The 17629-nt window shown below is 72.6% G+C and carries 22 protein-coding genes; 7 read left to right on the forward strand and 15 right to left on the reverse strand.

Translation table 11 applies throughout. The features are described from left to right. Window positions 1–699, reverse strand: coding sequence for a hypothetical protein (locus tag ACQPWW_RS31720; RefSeq protein WP_433127493.1), 699 nt, complete (start codon window positions 697–699; stop codon window positions 1–3). Next, entirely contained in the window at window positions 696–1310 is a 615-nt protein-coding gene (locus ACQPWW_RS31725) for a helix-turn-helix domain-containing protein (protein WP_433127494.1), read from the reverse strand. The genes ACQPWW_RS31720 and ACQPWW_RS31725 overlap by 4 nt, the downstream gene beginning before the upstream one ends. Window positions 1311–1422: 112 nt before the next feature. On the opposite strand from ACQPWW_RS31725, the gene ACQPWW_RS31730 reads away from it, so the two are divergent. Then, window positions 1423–2220 carry an alpha/beta fold hydrolase gene (locus tag ACQPWW_RS31730; protein ID WP_433127495.1) on the forward strand — a complete coding sequence of 266 codons (798 nt, stop codon included), beginning with the start codon at window positions 1423–1425 and terminating at the stop codon, window positions 2218–2220. A gap of 217 nt (window positions 2221–2437) precedes the next feature. On the opposite strand, the gene ACQPWW_RS31735 is transcribed toward ACQPWW_RS31730, so the two are convergent. From ACQPWW_RS31735 to ACQPWW_RS31750, 4 genes are all read right to left on the reverse strand, one after another. Then, complete coding sequence (locus ACQPWW_RS31735) at window positions 2438–3397, reverse strand: asparaginase (RefSeq protein ID WP_433127496.1); 960 nt, start codon at window positions 3395–3397, stop codon at window positions 2438–2440. A gap of 94 nt (window positions 3398–3491) precedes the next feature. After that, window positions 3492–4319, reverse strand: coding sequence for a 3-keto-5-aminohexanoate cleavage protein (locus ACQPWW_RS31740; protein WP_433127497.1), 828 nt, complete (start codon window positions 4317–4319; stop codon window positions 3492–3494). A 23-nt stretch (window positions 4320–4342) separates the two neighbouring features. Next, window positions 4343–5455 (reverse strand): YgfZ/GcvT domain-containing protein, encoded by a 1113-nt coding sequence (locus ACQPWW_RS31745; protein WP_433127498.1) that lies wholly within the window; start codon window positions 5453–5455, stop codon window positions 4343–4345. Beyond that, window positions 5452–5883 carry a Fur family transcriptional regulator gene (locus ACQPWW_RS31750; RefSeq protein ID WP_433127499.1) on the reverse strand — a complete coding sequence of 144 codons (432 nt, stop codon included), beginning with the start codon at window positions 5881–5883 and terminating at the stop codon, window positions 5452–5454. Before ACQPWW_RS31750 ends, ACQPWW_RS31745 begins: the two co-directional genes overlap by 4 nt. Before the next feature lie 66 nt (window positions 5884–5949). Here ACQPWW_RS31750 and ACQPWW_RS31755 point away from each other — a divergent pair, with 66 nt between their 5' ends. After that, entirely contained in the window at window positions 5950–6828 is an 879-nt protein-coding gene (locus tag ACQPWW_RS31755; protein ID WP_433127500.1) for an aminotransferase class IV, read from the forward strand. 1 nt (window position 6829) lies between these two features. Here ACQPWW_RS31755 and ACQPWW_RS31760 read toward each other — a convergent pair whose 3' ends face one another. After that, the gene (locus tag ACQPWW_RS31760; RefSeq protein WP_433127501.1) at window positions 6830–7420 is read right to left on the reverse strand and encodes an FABP family protein; all 591 of its coding nucleotides are present in this window, start codon (window positions 7418–7420) and stop codon (window positions 6830–6832) included. Continuing rightward, on the reverse strand, window positions 7414–7518 hold the full coding sequence (mtfM, locus tag ACQPWW_RS31765) for a small membrane protein MtfM (RefSeq protein WP_030327764.1): 105 nt from the start codon (window positions 7516–7518) through the stop codon (window positions 7414–7416). Before mtfM ends, ACQPWW_RS31760 begins: the two co-directional genes overlap by 7 nt. A 12-nt stretch (window positions 7519–7530) precedes the next feature. Between mtfM and ACQPWW_RS31770 the strand changes: the two genes are divergently transcribed. The 3 genes from ACQPWW_RS31770 to ACQPWW_RS31780 all read left to right on the forward strand — a co-directional run bounded on the left by ACQPWW_RS31770 (window position 7531) and on the right by ACQPWW_RS31780 (window position 10415). After that, window positions 7531–7905: a DsrE family protein gene (locus ACQPWW_RS31770; RefSeq protein WP_030490116.1), complete on the forward strand. Its 375-nt coding sequence runs from the start codon at window positions 7531–7533 to the stop codon at window positions 7903–7905. A 78-nt stretch (window positions 7906–7983) separates the two neighbouring features. After that, window positions 7984–8364: an SCP2 sterol-binding domain-containing protein gene (locus ACQPWW_RS31775; protein ID WP_433127502.1), complete on the forward strand. Its 381-nt coding sequence runs from the start codon at window positions 7984–7986 to the stop codon at window positions 8362–8364. Continuing rightward, window positions 8361–10415: an amylo-alpha-1,6-glucosidase gene (locus ACQPWW_RS31780; RefSeq protein ID WP_433127503.1), complete on the forward strand. Its 2055-nt coding sequence runs from the start codon at window positions 8361–8363 to the stop codon at window positions 10413–10415. Before ACQPWW_RS31775 ends, ACQPWW_RS31780 begins: the two co-directional genes overlap by 4 nt. Window positions 10416–10487: 72 nt before the next feature. Here ACQPWW_RS31780 and ACQPWW_RS31785 read toward each other — a convergent pair whose 3' ends face one another. From ACQPWW_RS31785 to ACQPWW_RS31815, 7 genes are all read right to left on the reverse strand, one after another. Continuing rightward, window positions 10488–11351, reverse strand: coding sequence for a hypothetical protein (locus ACQPWW_RS31785; protein WP_433127504.1), 864 nt, complete (start codon window positions 11349–11351; stop codon window positions 10488–10490). A gap of 59 nt (window positions 11352–11410) precedes the next feature. Further along, entirely contained in the window at window positions 11411–11887 is a 477-nt protein-coding gene (locus tag ACQPWW_RS31790) for a winged helix-turn-helix domain-containing protein (protein WP_433134702.1), read from the reverse strand. A 197-nt stretch (window positions 11888–12084) separates the two neighbouring features. Then, window positions 12085–12405, reverse strand: a complete 321-nt coding sequence (locus tag ACQPWW_RS31795; protein ID WP_355027592.1) for a DUF1416 domain-containing protein — start codon at window positions 12403–12405, stop codon at window positions 12085–12087. A gap of 2 nt (window positions 12406–12407) precedes the next feature. Next, window positions 12408–13256 carry a sulfurtransferase gene (locus ACQPWW_RS31800; RefSeq protein ID WP_357808000.1) on the reverse strand — a complete coding sequence of 283 codons (849 nt, stop codon included), beginning with the start codon at window positions 13254–13256 and terminating at the stop codon, window positions 12408–12410. 206 nt (window positions 13257–13462) lie between these two features. Further along, window positions 13463–13540: an Ms5788A family Cys-rich leader peptide gene (locus ACQPWW_RS31805; RefSeq protein ID WP_310503780.1), complete on the reverse strand. Its 78-nt coding sequence runs from the start codon at window positions 13538–13540 to the stop codon at window positions 13463–13465. Between the two features lie 93 nt (window positions 13541–13633). Then, window positions 13634–14422: an LmeA family phospholipid-binding protein gene (locus tag ACQPWW_RS31810; RefSeq protein WP_433127505.1), complete on the reverse strand. Its 789-nt coding sequence runs from the start codon at window positions 14420–14422 to the stop codon at window positions 13634–13636. Between the two features lie 105 nt (window positions 14423–14527). Next, a complete protein-coding gene (locus ACQPWW_RS31815; RefSeq protein ID WP_433127506.1) occupies window positions 14528–15586 on the reverse strand; it encodes a hypothetical protein in 1059 nt (352 codons plus the stop codon). 242 nt (window positions 15587–15828) lie between these two features. Between ACQPWW_RS31815 and ACQPWW_RS31820 the strand changes: the two genes are divergently transcribed. After that, a complete protein-coding gene (locus ACQPWW_RS31820; protein ID WP_181518701.1) occupies window positions 15829–16548 on the forward strand; it encodes a winged helix-turn-helix transcriptional regulator in 720 nt (239 codons plus the stop codon). 154 nt (window positions 16549–16702) lie between these two features. Further along, complete coding sequence (locus ACQPWW_RS31825; RefSeq protein WP_433127507.1) at window positions 16703–17581, forward strand: polysaccharide deacetylase family protein; 879 nt, start codon at window positions 16703–16705, stop codon at window positions 17579–17581. Window positions 17582–17629 lie beyond the last annotated feature (48 nt).

Raw genomic sequence — 17629 nt, forward strand, 5'->3', positions numbered from 1 at the left:
CTACTCGGCCGCCGGGCGGGTCCGCTTGGTGGCCCCGGGAAGCTTCGCCGACGGGGTCGCGACGGGCTTGGCAGCCTTCGGCGCCCGGGTGGCCTTCTTGGCGGCGGCCGGCTTGGCCTCGACGATCTCGGCCACGTCGGCCGGGGTCGGCACCTCGGCCGGGGTCACGTCGGCGGGGGTCACGTCGGCCGGGGCGGCGGTGCCGGGCGTCGCGGCCTGGGTCGCCTCGATGTCGGCGTTCACCGTCTCGGCGGCCTCCAGCACGCCGGTGCCGACGACCCGCTCACCGCGGGCGACGAGCGCGCCGTACGCGGCGTAGGCCCGCTCCTGGGCGGCCTGCGCGCCCGCGAAGACCAGGATGGCGTTGCGGGTGGCGGCGGCCCGCAGCTTGTCGAGGTCGGCGGCCTCCCGCAGCTTGGTCAGGTCGGCCGACTCGCGGAGCTTGGCCAGGTCCAGTTCGGCCTGCGCCCGCTCGCGCAGCGTCCCGGCGGTCTCGTTGGCGGTACGCAGCGTCTCGGTGGCCTTCTGCCGCAACTCGAAGCCGGTCAGCACGGCCCGACCGCCCAGGTCGGCGACGACCCGGGTGCCGAGGACGCCGACCACGGCCGGCAGCTTGCGCAGGTGCTCGATGGCCAGCTCACCGGCGCCGGCGGCGGCGTAGAGCGGGGCGGGGATGCGGTTGGTCTTCGGCTCGCTCATGGGGTCTCCTCCTCGGCCGCCGGGGCGGCCTCGCGGGCCGCCGGACCGGCGGCCTTCTTCTCGGGGGTGCTGGTGCTGCCCGGGGCGGGTGCGGTGCCCGCCTCGGTGACGGCGACCGACTCGAGTACGGCCTCGGTCGGGGTGCCGCCCGCGGTGGTGGGGCCGGTGGCGGCCAGGTTGGCCACGTCGGCGGGCTCGTCGGCGACGTCGGTCGGGGTGGTCGCTCCGGTCGCGCCGGCGCTCTCGGCGGTGGCCTGGGCCTCGGCCAGCCGGGTGTTCTCCCGGCGGAACGTCTCGTAGATCTGGCTGAGCGACTGCTTCTGGGCCATCGTCAGGTCGGTGTCCACCGCGATGGCGGCCAGCACGCCGTGGCCCTCCTTGTCGTCGAGCAGACCGGCGCGCAGGTACATCGCCGGGGTGGAGACCCGCAGCGCGCTCGCCAGTTGCTGAAGCACCTCGGCGCTCGGCTTGCGCAGGCCGCGTTCGATCTGGCTGAGGTACGGGTTGCTGACCCCCGCCTGCTCGGCGAGCTGCCGCAGCGAGATCTTGGCGTTGCGCCGCAGATCGCGGATGAACCCGCCGACGTCGGGAAGGTCTTTGGGTGTGGCCATGACAGCGACGCTAACCGGCCGCGCTAGCTCTTGCAAGCAAAATGCTAGCCATAGTTAGCAACGTCTCAACGTCCTATTTGCGCGCCGCTTCGCGGGTCCGTACGGTCCGTTCGTGCACAAGATCACAGTCAATGGAGCAAGCATCGCGTACGACGAGGCCGGCACCGGTTCGCCGGTCGTGCTGCTGCACGCCGGCATCGCCGACCGACGGATGTGGCGGGGACAGTTGTCCGCGCTCGCCACCCGGCACCGGGTGATCGTTCCGGACCTGCGCGGCTACGGAGACTCGGAACTGCCCCCGGCCCCGTTCACGCACCACGACGACGTGGCCGGGCTGCTGGACGCGCTCGACCTGCCCCGGGCCGCCCTGGTCGGCTGCTCCTTCGGTGGGTCGGTCGCCATCGACACCGCGCTGGCCCACCCCGACCGGGTGAGCGCGCTCGCACTGTTCGACACCGCGGTCTCCGGCAACGAGTGGTCCGAGGAGGCGAACGACCTCTGGGACAACCTGGTCGGCGAGGTCGACCCCGACGACTTCGTCGCCGGCGCGGCCGGCGAGGTGCGGTTCTGGGTGGTCGGCCCGGCCCGCCAGCCGGAGGACGTCGACCCCGAGCTGATCGCGTTCGCACAGGAGATGGACCAGCGTGCCCTCGCCGCCGAGCTGGCGCTCGGCGCGGTAGAGGTGGGCGAACTGACGCCACCGGCGATCGGTCGCCTCGGCGAGCTGACGGTGCCGGTGCTTGTCACCGCCGGAGCCGCGGACGTGCCGGACATCAGGCGGCTCGCCGACCGGATCGCCGCCGAGGTCCCCGGCGCGGTACGACTGCCCGACGTGCCGGACGCCGCACACCTGCTGCCGCTGGAGCGCCCCGAGCCGGTCAACGCCGCCCTGCTGGACTTCCTGAGCTGACCGCGCGACGCGGTGCGGCAGTGACCGCGCCTCGGCCAGCGACGCCACGGGGCAGGCCCGCGCCACCGCCGCCAGCAGACCCGCCGCCAACGACGGGGCTGACGCCGCGACGAGCGCTATACCTCAGAGTCATATCTATGCCTGTGAGGTATAGCGCTCGATCAGGCGTTGGCCACCGGGTCGGGCCGCCGGAGCGCCGAGCGGTGGACCGGTGGTGTCACCAGAGCGGGCGGACCGCGCCGACCGGGACGCCGCCGCCGAAGAGCGGCACCTCCGCGTACTCGGTAAGCACCGGGGCGTCCACGCCGAGCCGGCGCAGCGCGGAGACCAGCACCGGCATCCGGGCGCGGTCGGCGCCGTCGTCGATCTTCAGGGCGACGGCGCCGACACCCGGCAGGGCCACCGCGATCACACCCTCGGCACCGACCTTCGCCAGCAGCCCCGGAACACCACGCATGAGCCGGGTATCGTCGGCCTGGGTGCCACCGACGATCTCCGGGTACCCACGCATGGCGTCGGCCACGGCCCGTGGGGCCGAGCCGGGCTCGGCGTCGACCAGCCGGAGGAACGCCCCGGCGAGGCCGGTCAACGACACGGCGAGCACCGGCGCGCCGCAGCCGTCCACGCCCACCGCCGCCGCCCGCTCGCCGGTGAACTCCTCGATGGCCGCCCGCAACCGCTGCTGCAACGGGTGCTCCGGCCGCCAGTAGCCATCCCGCGGCCACCCGGCGGCCTCGCAGGTCAGCAGCATTCCGCTGTGCTTGCCGGAGCAGTTCATCTGCACCCTGCTCGGCCCGCCACCGGCGCGCAGCACAGCCTCCCGGGCCGCCGCGCCCACCGGCAGGTCGGGCGGGCAGTGCAACGCTTCTGCGTCCAGCCCGGCGCGCTCCAGCAGCGCACCGACCCGGGCCAGGTGGAAGTCCTCACCCGCGTGGCTCGCCGACACCAGGGCCAGGTCGGCCGGGTCGGTCAGGGTCAGGCCGGCCCGGAGCATCCCGATCGCCTGCATCGGCTTGCTGGCCGACCGGGGAAAGATCGGCGACGTCACGTCCCCGGCGGCGGCCACCGGCGCGCCGGCGGCGTCCAACACCACCACCGAGCCGCGGTGCGAACCCTCCACGAACCCGGACCGGACCACCTCGGCGAGCGGCGCGCCGCCCTCGTACGTCTTCGTCACGCGCTGGACGGTACCGACGGCCCCGGGGTGCCCGTCGGCGGGGTGACCAGGAGGTCCTCCGCCCGGGTGACAGGAGCGCGGGACCGGCCCGGCCTTACACCCCGAGCAGCTCGCGCGCCTCGGTGGTGGTCAGCGGCGGGCGCTGCGCGAGCTGGGCGAAACCCACCGCGCGGGCGACCAGTTGCATGTTGGACTCCACCGGCCGGCCCTTCGCGTACGTCACGGTGTCCTCCATGCCGACCCGCAGGTGCCCGCCTGTCGACAGCGCGGCCAACAGCACCGGGAGGGTGCTGCGGCCGACGCCGGTGGCCGAGAACGTGGTGCCCTCGGGCAGGTCGCGCAGCATCCGGTGGGCGGCCACCAGCGTCTCGGTGGTGCCCGGCATGCCGCCCGGCACGCCCATCACGAAGTCGACGTGCACGTGCCCGCCGGCCGGCAGCCCGTACTTGCCGAGCAGTCGCTGCAACGCGGACAGGTGGCCGAGGTCGAAGATCTCGTACTCCGGAACGATCCCGCGCTCCTGCATCCGGGTGTGCAGGTCGACGATGAACTCCCAGCGGTTGAGGAAGACGTCGTCGCCGAAGTTGACAGTGCCCATGGTGCAGGAGGCCATGTCCGGCCGGGCGTCGAGCACGGCGAGTCGGGCCGCCTCCGGGTCGGTCACCGCGCCGCCGGAGGAGAGCTGCACGATCAGGTCGGTGCTGTCCCGCAGGGCCGCCACCGTGTCGGCCAGCCGCACCGGGTCGAGGGTCGGCCGGGCCTCCTCGTCGCGGATGTGGACGTGGATCACGGAGGCGCCGAGCGCCTCGCACTCCTTGGCGGTGAGCAGCAACTCGTCGAGCGTCACCGGCAGTGCCGGCACCTCCGCCTTCGCCGACTCCGCGCCGGTCGGAGCCACCGTGATCAACGTCCCTGTCGTCATGCCGGCGATCCTAGACGGCCCGCTCAGGACGGGTCGATCGCCGCCGCCGTCTCCCCGATCAGCAGCGCGGCGTCGTCCGGGACGTTCCGCTTCAGCACCGCGAGGGCGACCTGCCCCAGCTCGTGGTGCAGCACTGCGGTGCCGACGAAACCCACCGCCCGGCCGTCGAGGGTCACCGGCGTACCGGCCGTCGGCGGTTGGTCGGTGGTCACCCCGTCCAGGTGCAGCAGTACGAGGCGACGCGGCGGCCGGCCCATGTTGTGCACCCGGGCCACCGTCTCCTGCCCCCGGTAACAACCCTTGTCGAGATGCACCGCCGGGCCGATCAGATCCACCTCCGCCGGAATGGTCCGGTGATCGGTGTCCACCCCGACCCGGGGCTGCCGGGCGGCCACCCGGATCGCCTCGTACGCCCACAGGCCGGCGACCGGCACACCCGCGCCGCGTAGCTCCGCCACCACCTGATCCATCGCCGAGCGGGGCACCAGCAGGTCCACCCCGAGCAGGCCACGCCGCGCCCAGCCGCCGATCGGCAGCGGTTTGACGTCGTACCGAACACTCGCTCGCGGTGGCACGGCCCCGGCGGCGAACTTCGGACCGGGCACCGCGACCAGGTCCGGTGCGGCAAGCCCGGTCACGCCGAGCGTGGTCAGCGCCTCGGTCGCCGCCGGTCCGACAAGCGACAGCAACGCCCGTTCGGCGGTCGCGTCGCGCGGGTCGACCCGGCTGAAGAACCGCATCTTCTCCAGGTAACCGAGCAGGCCCTCGGTCGCACCCGGGTCGGTGTCCAGCCAGGCGGTCTCGCCGTCCTCCGCGACCAGCGCGTGCTGCTCGACGTGCCCGTGCGGGGAGAGCACAAGCAGCTCGGTGCCCTCACCGGCGGCAAGCGTCGTCAGGTGCTGGGAGGTGATCGTGTGCAACCAGCTGGCGCGCTCCTCCCCGGGCACCGCGATGATCCCCCGATGCGACCGGTCGACCAGGCCGACCTCGGTGTCGAGGGTGCGCTGCTCCCGCAGCGGGTCCCCGTAGTGCGCGGCGACCCCCCGCACCCCGGCCGCGACGTGCGCCGGGTCCGGCTGGTCGCGGCTGGCCTCGTCGATGCTCTCGACGGCCACCGCACCCGCGATGTCGATCATTTGTCGTCCCCGTTCTCGCAGCGTACGCAGACGCCGAAGAGTGACACGTGCCCGATATCCACCCGGAACCCGCGCTGCGCGGCCAACTCGTCGGCGAGCGGCCGGAGCAGCCCCGGATCGATCTCGTCGATCGCCCCGCACTCCCGGCAGACCAGGTGGACGTGTTGGTGCTCACCTGCCGCGTGATAGGTCGGCGAGCCGTGCGACAGGTGCGTGTGGGTGACCAGGCCGAGCCGTTCCAGCAGCTCAAGCGTGCGATAGATGGTGGTGATGTTGACGCCGGCGGCGACCTCCCGGACGGCGGTGTGCACCTGCTCCGGGCTGGCGTGCCCCAGATCGAGCACGGCCTGGAGGACGAGCTGTCGCTGGGGCGTCAGCCGCAGCCCACGGGCCCGCAGCATTTCCGCGAGGGAGGATTCGGACACCATCCGATCATAGTTCGGCCACCATGCCGGTCCTCGCACCGCGATCGACCGCCGCTACGCTCGACGGTCATGGTGATGTCGCCCGCCGGGAAGGTCGGGGCCGATCCGACCGCACGGATCGTCGTCCTCGGGCGCGGCCCGGTGCCGGCCGGCGACCCCGTGCTCCGCGGTGACGACCTCGGCGTCCTCCGGGGCGACGGCCTCTTCGAGACCATGCACCTGCGGCATGGCCGGCCGTGGCTGCGCGACGAACACCTGGCCCGCCTGGTTGCCGCTGCCGACGCCGTCGAACTGGCCGTGCCGCCCACCGCGGCGCTCATCGACCTGCTCGACGAGGTGTGCGCGGGCTGGCCGGCGTCGGTGGAGGGCGCGCTCCGGCTGGTCTGCACGCGGGGCCCGGAGAGCGGCGGCCCGCCGACTGTCTACGCCACGCTGGCCGCGGTGCCGGCGGCCTCCCGGGCGGCCCGGCGGAACGGGATCAGTGTGGCCACCCTGCCGCTGGGGGTGCCCGCCGACGCCCGCAACGGGCTGAGCTGGCTGCCGGCCGGGATCAAATCGACGTCGTACGCGGTAAACAGCGCCGCCCGCCGCTGGGCCGACCGGACCGGGGTGGACGACGTGCTCTGGATCTCCTCCGACGGCTACGCCCTGGAGGGCCCCTGGGCCAACGTGGTGTGGCTCACCGACGACACGCTCTGCACGGTGCCGGCCGCCACCACCGGCATCCTGGCCGGCACGACAGTGGCCTGGCTGCTCGCCCACGCCGCCGAGCTGGGCCTGCGTGCCGCCGAGCGGATGGTCACCACGGCCGAGCTGCACGCGGCGGACGGCGTGTGGTTCACCTCGTCGGTACGCGGGGCCGTCGAGGTCCACACGCTGGACGGGGTGCGCCGGGCCCCCTGCCCGCGCACCCCCGCCCTGCGGGCCCTGCTGGGTTTCCCCGGCTAGGTCAACCGCCGACCCGGACGAGACGGGCGGAGAGGTGCGGGCTGAGCCCCTGCCCCACCGCGGCCATCTCCTGGGCGTAGAGCAGCGCGCCCTCGACGATGCCGAAGAGCCGCTTCCCGCCGGTGACCTCCTTGGCGGTCGGCGTCCGCACCACCGCGTCGGTGGCGAACTCCACCTGGGTGCCGGTGCGCTTGCCCAGGTGCAGCTCCATCACCCCCGTCGGCGTGGTGAGCAGCACCTCCAGCTCATCGGTCGCCCGTCCGTCCACCAGCACCGGCCGCCACCAGCCGACCTCGCGACCGGCCGGACGGACCGGCTTGCTCTGCTCGTCGAGGATCCAGGCGCGGGACTCGTAGTGCAGGAACGGCCGGCCGTCGTGGCTGATCCGGATCTCCTGCGCGTAGTCGAAGTCGTCGATGGTGGGGAAACCACCCTTGCCCCGGCCCCGCCAGAGGCCGACGTAGGGCAGCAGGCCGTCCAGCGCCGGGTGCAGCTTCGGCCCGACCCGCAGGTCGTGACTCTCCTCGAACGGGTACTCCTCGACCGGCGGCGCGTTCAGCCACGGCGGCTGTAGCGGGTTCTCGCTCACCAACGTCCTCTCGAAATGCGTACCGCAAGGTAGACCAGGCCACCGGCGAGCCCGCCCAGGCCAGCGACCAACAGGCTGACAAACCCGATCTCGGTAACCATCCCGACCATCCTATGCTGGGCCACATGGCCCGCACTCTCGTCGTCAAGGCCACCGCTGGGGCGGACGCCCCGGAGCGGTGCGCGCAGGCATTCACTGTCGCCGCGACGGCTGTCGCGGCCGGAGTGGACGTGTCACTCTGGCTGACCGGTGAGTCGACCTGGTTCGCCCTGCCCGGTCGCGCCCAACAGTTCGAGCTGCCGCACTCCGCGCCGCTTGCCGAGTTGCTGCACGTCATCCTGACCAGTGGTCGGGTGACCGCCTGCACCCAGTGCGCGGCCCGACGCGAGATCGGCCCGGACGACGTCCTGCCCGGGGTCCGGATCGCGGGCGCCGCCGTCTTCGTCGAGGAGGCCATGGCCGAGGGCGCGCAGGCGCTCGTCTACTGACCACCCGACGCGCTCGGTCGATTCGGGCGGAGTGCCGATACCGACCCGACATCCCGGACGGCTGCCTACGATTCGGATGTGACCGAGGCGACGGAGAGGTTCTTCGAAGCGCTGCCGTCCCGCGCCCCCAACATCCTGGGCGGCCTGGCCGACGGAACCCTTCAGATCGACCTTGGCGACGGCCACCGGACCGAGCACTGGCTGGTCCGGATGCGGCCCGGATCGGTGCAGATCAGCCGAGGGCGCGGGCCGGCCGACGCCATCTGGTACAGCAGCGCGGCCCTCTTCGACCGACTGATCGCCGGCGAGGCCCAGGGGGTCGCGGCGGTGCTGCGCAACGAGAGCACGTTCAGCGGCAACGTGGTGCTCTTCCTCGCCTTCCGCCGATTCTTCCCGAACCCGCCCGGCACCCGCGACCCCCGGGAAACGGCGCGCCGAACCGCCGGACGACCGGCGTGAAGGAACTCGTCAGCATCCTGGACGGCAACACCTTCCTGGTCAGCGACCGGCGGGGGGACATCGAACCGTCCTACGACTTCCCCACCGGGCTGTTCTCCTTCGACACCCGATTCCTGTCCACGTGGGTGCTCACCCTGGACGGCGAACGACTGCACGCCCTCTCCGTCGACGACGCCGAGTCGTACCGCACCAAGTTCTTCCTCGCCCCCGGGGAACCCACGCACTACCTGGACGCGAAGGCATCGGTGATCCGCAGCCGGGCGATAGTGGGCAGCTTCGAGGAGGAGCTGACAGTGCTGAACCACCTCGGCGCGGAGGTCGAGTGCACCGTCCGGATCGAGATCGGGGCCGACTTCGCCGACCTGTTCGAGATCAAGGATTCGCGGCGGAAGCGCGGCCAGACCACCGTCGCGGTCGCCGAGAACGAGCTGCGGCTGACCTACCGGCGGGAGGCGTTCCACCGGGAGATGGTGGTGCGGACCACCGCGCCGGCGCAGGTCGACACCACCGGGATGACCTTCCGGATCCGGGTCGCCCGGAACAGCCAGTGGTCCACCCGGCTGCACGTGTCAAGCGTCGTCTACGGGGCCCGTGGCGAGGACATCCGGGCCACCCTGCCGTACGGGGGCAGCCGCAGCGCGGACGTCATCCGGGCCGAGCAGCAGGAGCTGATCGACCGGGCGCCGAAGCTCGGGTGCGACTGCGAGCCACTGGCCGGGGCGTACCGGCGCAGCCTCAACGACCTGGCCGCCCTGCGCTACGAGTCGATCGCCCTGGGCGTGCGGCTGATCGCCGCCGGGCTGCCCTGGTTCATGACCCTGTTCGGCCGGGACAGCATCATCACCTCACTGCAGGTGCTGCCGTTCCTGCCGGAGCTGGTCCCACCGACCATCCTGATGCTGGCCGGACTCCAGGGGCACCGGGTGGACGACTTCCGGGACGAGGAACCCGGCAAGATCCTGCACGAGCTGCGGTACGGGGAGACCGCCGGCTTCGAGGAGCAGCCGCACTCGCCGTACTACGGGTCGGCCGACTCGACACCGCTGTTCATCATCCTGATCGACGAGTACGAGCGGTGGACGGGAGACTCCGCGCTGGTCCGTCGGCTGGAGCCGCAGGTCCGCGCGGCGTTGGACTGGATCGACACGTACGGCGACCTGCTCGGCACCGGCTACCTCTGGTACCAGACCCGCAACCCGGAGACGGGCCTGCAGAACCAGTGTTGGAAGGACTCCTGGGACGCCATCTCGTACGCCGACGGCCAGTTTCCCGGCTTCCCCCGGGCGACCTGCGAACTGCAGGGGTACGCGTACGACGCGAAGCTGCGGGCTGCCCGGCTGGCCCGGACCTTCTGGAACGACCCGGCGTACGCCGACCGACTGGAGCGGGAGGCCGCCGACCTCAAGCGGCGGTTCGACCGCGACTTCTGGATCGCCGACCGCGAGTACTACGCGGTCGCGCTGGACGCCGACGGGCGGCAGGTGGACGCGCTGACCTCGAACATCGGGCACCTGCTGTGGAGCGGCATCGTGGACGAGTCCCGGGCCGGCAAGGTGGTCGAGCACCTGCTCGGGCCGCGACTGTTCTCCGGCTGGGGGGTGCGCACGCTCGCCGCGGACGAGGGACGGTACAACCCGATCGGCTACCACGTGGGCACGGTCTGGCCGTTCGACAACTCGATCATCGCCTGGGGGTTGTGGCGGTACGGCTTCCGGAACGAGGCGGGGAGGCTCTGCGACACGTTGCTGGCGGCGTCCCGATACTTCGAGGGGCGGCTGCCGGAGGCGTTCGCCGGCTACGACCGGAGTCTCACCGACTACCCGGTGGAGTACCCGACGGCGTGCAGCCCGCAGGCCTGGTCGACCGGCACCCCACTGCTGCTGCTGCGGGTGATGCTGGGGTTGGAGCCGCAGGGCGAGCACCTGATCATCGACCCGGCCGTGCCACCGGGGATGGGCCGGGTCGAGCTGCTGGACATCCCCGGCCGGTGGGGCATGGTCGACGCGTTGGGGCGCAGCCGGGAACCGACGGATGGGCTGGGCGACGGCTGAGACCGGCCCGGCCCAGAGGGCTGGCCTGGAGACCGGCCCGGCCCCGACGGCTGACCGGAGGACCGGCCCGGTTCAGCTCGGGCAGCCGACGGTGGCGGCCAGCCGGGTGTCGTCCGGGGCGAGTTCGGCGAACACCGTGACCGGGCCGGTCCGGTACGCGTACACCGGAGGCTTGTCCAGCAGTGGGGTGTTGTCGGCCAGCGGGGCGAGGGCGTCCGTCGACGCGGCCGGGCCGGGACCACCCGCGGACCGCACGGTGCGGGCCGACCCGCCGCCCGGGCAGGGCGCGGTGACCGGCTCCGGCGCGACGTCGCCGGGCCGCCCGAGCGCCACCAGCGCGGCGGTCAGGGCGGCGGCTTCCGGACCGGCGACGGTCGACGGGGCTTGCCGGTAGCCGGAGCCGACCGGTCGGCAACCGGTGTCGACGAGCAACAGCACCCGGCCGTCCACTGTCGGCCGTCCCTCGACGGCCACGAACTCACCGGCGTCGGCGTGCAGTTCGGGGCCGTCCAGCCCGGAGCCGACGCCGGCCCGCCACCCCGCCGGCAGCCGATCGGCGATGCCCGCCAACACGGCCTGCTCGGTGTCGGCGGGCGCGAGCACGCCGATCTCACGTCGCAGCCTCGCCCCCTCGGCGAACGGGGTGACCCGGCAGCCCTCCGCGATCCGCGGCGGGCTCAGCTCCAGCAGGCCGGCGGCGCCGGCCGCCCGGGCCAGCTCGCCGATCGCCCGGTCGACCACCGGGCCGGCCTGGTCGAGAGAACGCTGCTCGCGAACGGTCGGTGGGTCGGTGCGGACCGACGTCCAGGCGAGCGCGGCCAGCAGCACGGTCCAGGCCACTGTCGCGGCGAGCAGCCAACGCCGCCGTCGCCGGGCGGGCGCCGGCACGGCGGGACCGGCCGAAGGGACCCAACCCGTCTGGACAGCACCGCTCACCCGGCCATGGTGTCACGCGTCCGCCGCCGACGCGGCGGCGGAGGCGGTCGGCGGTGCGGTCAGTGCTCGTTCAGCAGCGGTGGTGGGTCGAGTCGATAGCCGACCCCGCGCACGGTGTGCACCTGCGGAGCGCCCGGCAGGCCCCGCAGCCTGCGCCGGAGCCGTTTGACGGTGGAGTGCAGGAGCGCGGTGTCCGGGTCGCCCGGCACTGACGCGCAGAGCTGTTCGTAGCTCCAGACGACCAGTGGCGGGCCGATGAGCCGGGTCAACAGCTCCCGTTCGGTGCGGGAGAGCGGCAGCGGGTCGCCACGCCAGGTCACCAGGTGCCCGGCCGGGTCGACGACCAGCTCACCCCAGCGGACCGGTCCCTGCGGCGCCGCCAGTGGGGTGACGACCGGCGTCGAGCCGACCGGGGACGGGGACAGCAGCGCCCGCAGCTGGTCCAGGTCGGCGCAGTTCACCACCGAGCCGACCCCATCGAGCCGGCGCAGCACCCGAGGGAGCACCGAGGCATCCGCGCTGACGCAGACGACGATCGGAACCTCCGCACCGGATGCGCCACCGTCATCCGTACCAACAGTGATTTTCACCTATAGATAGTGACGCACACCGATGGATTTCGCGGTCCGCACCGGCATCGCCGCGGGCAGCAGCGGAGCCGCCCGGACGTGGTGCGACGACCGGGGCCGGCCACCCCGGTGGGTGGCCGGCCCCGGTCGATCAGAGCAGTGGGTCAGGCGACAGTGACGGCGACCTCGTTGACACCCCGACCGGCGGTGACGGCGGTGTCGCCGTTGCCGTGCCGGGACAGGGCCCGCAGCGTCCAGGAACCCGGCGCGGCGAAGAACCGGAACTGGCCGGCGGCCGAGGTCACCACCTCGGCGGTGAACTCGCCAGTCGAGTCGAGCAGCCGGACGTACGCGCCCGGCACCGGCTCGTCCTCAGCGGAGCGGACGATGCCGGTGATGACGGTTTCCTTCTCCAGGTCCAGGCTGGCCGGCAGCGGCGCGGCCTGGTCGGGCGCGGCGCAACCAGCGGCGGTGGGAAGGGTCATGATCAGGCCTCCCCGGGTTCGTCGCCGAGCGCGACCGGCACGCCGACCAGCGAGCCGTACTCGGTCCAGGAGCCGTCGTAGTTCTTGACGTTGCGGTGGCCCAGCAGCTCCTGGAGCACGAACCAGGTGTGCGAGGAGCGCTCACCGATGCGGCAGTAGGCGATGGTCTCCTTGCCGTCGTCGAGGCCCGCGTCGCCGTAGATCCGGCGCAGCTCGTCGTCGGAGCGGAAGGTGCCGTCCTCGTTTGCCGCCTTGGACCACGGGACGCTGATCGCGGTGGGGATGTGGCCGGCCCGCTGCGCCTGCTCCTGGGGCAGGTGGGCGGGTGCGAGCAGCCGGCCGGCGAACTCGTCGGGGCTGCGCACGTCGACAAGGTTCTTGGTGCCGATCGCGGCGACGACCTCGTCGCGGAACGCCCGGATGGAGGTGTCCGGCTCCTGCGCGACGTACTGCGTCGCCGGGCGGGCCACCGTGTCGGTGACAAGCGGGCGGGCGTCCAGCTCCCACTTCTTGCGACCGCCGTCGAGCAGCTTCACGTCGCGGTGGCCGTAGAGCTTGAAGTACCAGTAGGCGTACGCGGCGAACCAGTTGTTGTTGCCGCCGTAGAGGATGACGGTGTCGTCGTTGCTGATGCCCCGCTCGGAGAGCAGCGCCTCGAACTGGGTCTTGTTGACGAAGTCCCGGCGGACCTGGTCCTGGAGGTCGGTCTTCCAGTCGATCTTGATGGCGCCGGCGATGTGGCCGGTGTCGTAGGCCGAGGTGTCCTCGTCGACCTCGACGAAGACGACGCCCGGGGCGTCGAGGTTCTTCTCGGCCCACTCGGCCGAAACGAGTGCGGTGTCGCGACTCATCGAATCACTCCCTGGTGAGGATGGATGGTGAGCCAACGCGTGAGTATCGATGGGTGTAACTGTCGCACCACGCGCGGGACCCAGCGGAAGGACGGGATCACGGGTTCGTGCGACGGCGCCGCTGCCGGGCGTTCGGTGGGATTACCGGAGGGTGCGAGAACCCTGTGCCGGTGGCCGCCGTCAGGCGGCCGGAGACAGCCCCGCCGTCAGATGACGGGGCGACACAGGCAGGTGGCCACGCGACACAGGTCGACCGCGCGCCGTTTGGTGAGGTGGGTCCCCATGAGCAGGGAGCCTACCAGCCGGTGACCGTGCTGCCACTGAGCCGACCACCATCCGGGAACGACCCGGGCCGCCGGGCGACCCGGGTCCCCCACTCAGCTGGCGGAATTGATCGGTACGTTCTTCGCGTCGGCGGTGACCGCCAGCCCCTCCGGCAGTGGACGGACCTCCCGGACGGCGAGCTGGAACGGCAGGTCCGGCAGGGGCACGTCGATGGAGATGCTCTTCGCGAAGTTGTTCAGGAAGGTGCGGGCCAGCGGCAGGTTCGGCAGACCCGCCGCGTCCAGGTCGTTGAACCGCAGGGCGACCGCGCCGTTGTCGGCGACTGTGACGTCGGCGGTGCCGCTGATCGTGATCTTCTGACCGAGGATGTCGGCCGGGCCGGTGACGGCGAGCTTGCCGTTCTGCTCGCCGAGGGTGAGCCCCGGGCGCTTCAGCAGCGCGGCGAGGCTCTCGTAGCTGATCGTGCCGGTGCCGTTGACGGTGTCCGCGACGACGTCCCCCTGGCCGCTGCGCAGCGTGTCCAGCGAGGCGCGCACGTTGCGAGCGTCCACGTTCAACACCGGCAACCGCACGGCGTCGCCCTCGACGGGGGCCTGCACGTCCCGCAGCTTGATCGAGATCCGCTGATAGCGGCCGTCGAGCACCTGGGTGAGGAACGGAACTCCGGCGACCTCCACGTCCGGCTCGGTGGACTGCGCGCCCTGCTTGGTGATCTCCTGCTGGACACGGTCGGCGATGAGCCGCTCGGCCACCCCGACCGCCACCCGGTCCGCCACCACCAGCAGCCCCGCCAGCAGCACCAGCAGGACGGCCAGGGTGATGAGCACCTTGCGACCACGTCGCCGGGGACGGACCTCACTCGCCGGATGCTCCTGCGCCACGCCGCCTCCTGTCTTGGGCCCGTCGCGATGTGACGGGTCGTCCGTGCCGGTGCCGCAGCGCGGCGCACCCATAGGTACCCGACCGACTCCGGGCTCAACCGTGACTCAGAGCAAGAGCATGCACATGGCGTACGCGGCCGGCGCCGCGAGGGCGAAGCCGCCGAGCGGACCCTGCATGTGCCGGGCCACCCACATCGTGGGTGTCTCGCCGGCCATCAGCCGGCCCGCCTCCGCATACCCCACGGCGAGATCGGAGAGGACGGCGGTGACGGCCGCGACCAGGCCGATCACGGCGGCCCGGGTCGGCGTGAAGGGAGCCACCAGGTAGCTGCCCAGGAGTGCGCTGGTGAGCGTGCCGACCATCGCGCCGGCCACCACACCGGCGGCGCCCCGTGGCACCTGCGGAGCCAGCCGGGGCCAGGGCAGCACGGCGTCGGTCAACCGGGCGACGGTCAGCGCGACGCCGCTCGCGGACAGGCAGACGGTGATCGCCTGGGTGCCGGCCGGAATCCGGCTGAGCACGATCAGGGTGGCGAAGGCCACCACCCCGACCACGATGAGCAGCGTGGCGCCGAGTGAGTCGGTGACCCGGACCCGGTCGACCCGACGGACCAACTGGCCGAGCACCGCGGCGAGGAACCCGCCGGCGGCCAGGTAGCCCAGCGGCGCCAGGCCGGCGACGTCGGTCTGCACCGCGGCGATGTCGACGAGCGCCGCGACGGTGGCGCTGACCCCGGCGACCACCAGCAGCGCGGGCGGTCGCATGGCCATGGTCCAGGCCAGCACGAACAGCAACTGGACGCCGAAGATGATGAAGGCGAACGGCAGGCGGTGACCGGGTCCCGACGTCTGCGCGCCGAGCACCAGGCCGACACCGAGCAGCGCGGCGAAGCCGGCGATGGCCACCGCCAACTGGCGACGCACCTCGACCGGGGGTACGACCTCCTCCTCCGGCTCGTCGACCTCGTCCTCGGATCGGCGGGCCGGCTCACCGGCGCGGCGGGCCCGACGGGGCCCACCCCGTCCGCGGCGATCGCCGTCGGTGGTGGCCGGGCCGGTACGCGGCGCGGGCGGTTGGCCGCGGGTCGGTGTGGCGGCCGGACCCGGGTGGGGTCCGGCGGGCCACGATTCGCGGCCGGCCTCGGGCGACGTGGAGGAAAACACGACCCGATCGTGCCAGACCAACGGCCCGAGGCGGTGGTCACGGGTTTCAACAACGTTAAAACCTGGGCCACGATCAGGGGCAAGGTAGACAAACGGGAAATGGCCTGACGGCGCGGCCGAGGCGATCGGTTACGCTCAACCCGTTACCCCGCCCGTCAGCGACGCCGGGACCACGCAATTTCTCAGCGCGCTCCCTCGTGAGTGTGTCTGGTCGCGTGCGGCCGAGAGCCGCCGGGACGGAGGTGATCGTGGAGATCCTGTTGCTGGTGACCGCGCGCGCAGGCGAACCGTCGGCTGTGCTGCCGGCGCTCGACCTGCTGCCGCACTCGGTCCGCACCGCGCCGCGTGACGTTCGCACACTGGTCGCGGGCCCCAGCCCGGACGCGGTGATGGTGGACGCCCGATCGGAGCTGAGCGAGGCCCGCGCGACCTGCCGCATGCTGCACGCCACCGGGCTCGGCGTGCCGCTCGTCGCGGTGGTGACCGAGGCCGGCCTGATCGCGCTGAACGCGGACTGGGGCGTCGACGACGTCATCCTCGCCTCGGCCGGCCCCGCCGAGGTCGAGGCACGGTTGCGGCTGGCGGTGGGCCGGCTGAGCAACGCGACCGCCGGCGCCGGCGGCTCGATCCGGGCGGGCGAGTTGACGATCGACCCGGACACGTACGCGGCCAAGCTCAAGGGTCGCCCGCTCGACCTCACCTACAAGGAGTTCGAGCTGTTGAAGTTCCTGGCCCAGCACCCGGGTCGGGTGTTCACCCGGGACCAGCTCCTGCGCGAGGTCTGGGGCTACGACTACTTCGGCGGCACCCGCACTGTGGACGTGCACGTCCGGCGGCTGCGCGCCAAGCTCGGCTCGGAGTACGAGTCGATGATCGGCACCGTTCGCCAGGTCGGCTACAAGTTCGTCGTTCCGCCGTCGCGATCGCTGCCCGAGGCGGAGCACGCGCCGCTGCCTGTCTGATCGGGGGGTCGCCCCGAGCGATTTCCCATATGCCCTTTTTGCGCGGCTTGGCAGTCCTATTCTGACTGCCGGGTTTGTCGGAGAAGGGGGCGGCTGTGCGCGCAGTGACCACGGGGGCGACGGGCCGGACTGACCGGCCAGCCGGGCAGACGCCATGACGCCGGGCAACTCGACCGCGAGGGCGGCCGGGATCGTGACGGTGGTGCTGGCGGCACTGCTCGGCTCGGCGTACGCGCTGGGCCGCAGTCTCGTCCCCGACCAGGTTCCGGGGCACTCCACCGGGGCCACGACAAGCGTCGACGGGCCGCACTACGCCGACCAGCCTAGCGGCGGCGAGCCCAGCGGCACCCCGAGCGCCGGCACCCCCAGCCCCGGCAGTGGCCCCGCCGAGACCGGTCAGGAGGGTTCCGAACCGGACGCGGGCACCGACAACCTGTTCGGCGCGCACGCCACCTCGGGCTCCGCACGACTCGCGCTCACCTTCGACGACGGGCCCGACCCGCGCTACACCCCACAGGTCCTCGCCCTGCTGCGCGAGTACAACGTGCACGCCACGTTCTGCGTGGTGGGCGAGAACGCGCAGAACCACCCCGACCTGATCCAGGCGATCGTCAACGAGGGGCACACCCTGTGCAACCACTCGTGGCACCACGACGTCGGCCTGGGCACCCGATCGGCCGACGCGATCCGCTCCGACCTCCTGCGCACCAACGAGGCGATCCGGGCGGCGGTGCCGAACGCGCCGATCGTCTGGTACCGCCAGCCGGGCGGCGCCTGGACGTACCCCGTGGTGTCGGTGGCCCGGCAACTCGGCATGACCCCGTTGCACTGGTCGGTGGACCCGTCGGACTGGGAACTGCCCGGCGCCGGAAAGATCACCGCGACCGTGTTGACGCAGGCCCAACCGGGCTCGGTGGTGCTGCTGCACGACGCCGGCGGGAACCGGCAGGGCACGGTGGACGCGCTGCGCCGGATCCTGCCCGACCTGACCTCGCGGTTCGAGCTGGAGGCACTGCCCACCGACCCGACCTGAGGCCTGGCTTTTACTCGGCGACGGTCCGGGCGTCGCGACACGCAGCGG

The sequence above is a fragment of the Micromonospora sp. CA-240977 genome, assembly GCF_050942285.1.
Classification (GTDB): Bacteria; Actinomycetota; Actinomycetes; order Mycobacteriales; family Micromonosporaceae; genus Micromonospora.

What these genes read in the sequence shown, in the direction of transcription:
- ACQPWW_RS31725 (WP_433127494.1), bottom strand. Translation starts at nt 1,310, where the DNA reads ATGGCCACACCCAAAGACCTTCCCGACGTCGGCGGGTTCATCCGCGAT.
- ACQPWW_RS31745 (WP_433127498.1), bottom strand. Translation starts at nt 5,455, where the DNA reads ATGATCGACATCGCGGGTGCGGTGGCCGTCGAGAGCATCGACGAGGCC.
- ACQPWW_RS31795 (WP_355027592.1), bottom strand. Translation starts at nt 12,405, where the DNA reads ATGACCCTTCCCACCGCCGCTGGTTGCGCCGCGCCCGACCAGGCCGCG.
- ACQPWW_RS31750 (WP_433127499.1), bottom strand. Translation starts at nt 5,883, where the DNA reads ATGGTGTCCGAATCCTCCCTCGCGGAAATGCTGCGGGCCCGTGGGCTG.
- ACQPWW_RS31800 (WP_357808000.1), bottom strand. Translation starts at nt 13,256, where the DNA reads ATGAGTCGCGACACCGCACTCGTTTCGGCCGAGTGGGCCGAGAAGAAC.
- ACQPWW_RS31740 (WP_433127497.1), bottom strand. Translation starts at nt 4,319, where the DNA reads ATGACGACAGGGACGTTGATCACGGTGGCTCCGACCGGCGCGGAGTCG.
- ACQPWW_RS31770 (WP_030490116.1), top strand. Translation starts at nt 7,531, where the DNA reads ATGCTGGGCCACATGGCCCGCACTCTCGTCGTCAAGGCCACCGCTGGG.
- ACQPWW_RS31720 (WP_433127493.1), bottom strand. Translation starts at nt 699, where the DNA reads ATGAGCGAGCCGAAGACCAACCGCATCCCCGCCCCGCTCTACGCCGCC.
- ACQPWW_RS31805 (WP_310503780.1), bottom strand. Translation starts at nt 13,540, where the DNA reads ATGGGGACCCACCTCACCAAACGGCGCGCGGTCGACCTGTGTCGCGTG.
- ACQPWW_RS31755 (WP_433127500.1), top strand. Translation starts at nt 5,950, where the DNA reads ATGGTGATGTCGCCCGCCGGGAAGGTCGGGGCCGATCCGACCGCACGG.
- mtfM (WP_030327764.1), bottom strand. Translation starts at nt 7,518, where the DNA reads ATGGTTACCGAGATCGGGTTTGTCAGCCTGTTGGTCGCTGGCCTGGGC.
- ACQPWW_RS31825 (WP_433127507.1), top strand. Translation starts at nt 16,703, where the DNA reads ATGACGCCGGGCAACTCGACCGCGAGGGCGGCCGGGATCGTGACGGTG.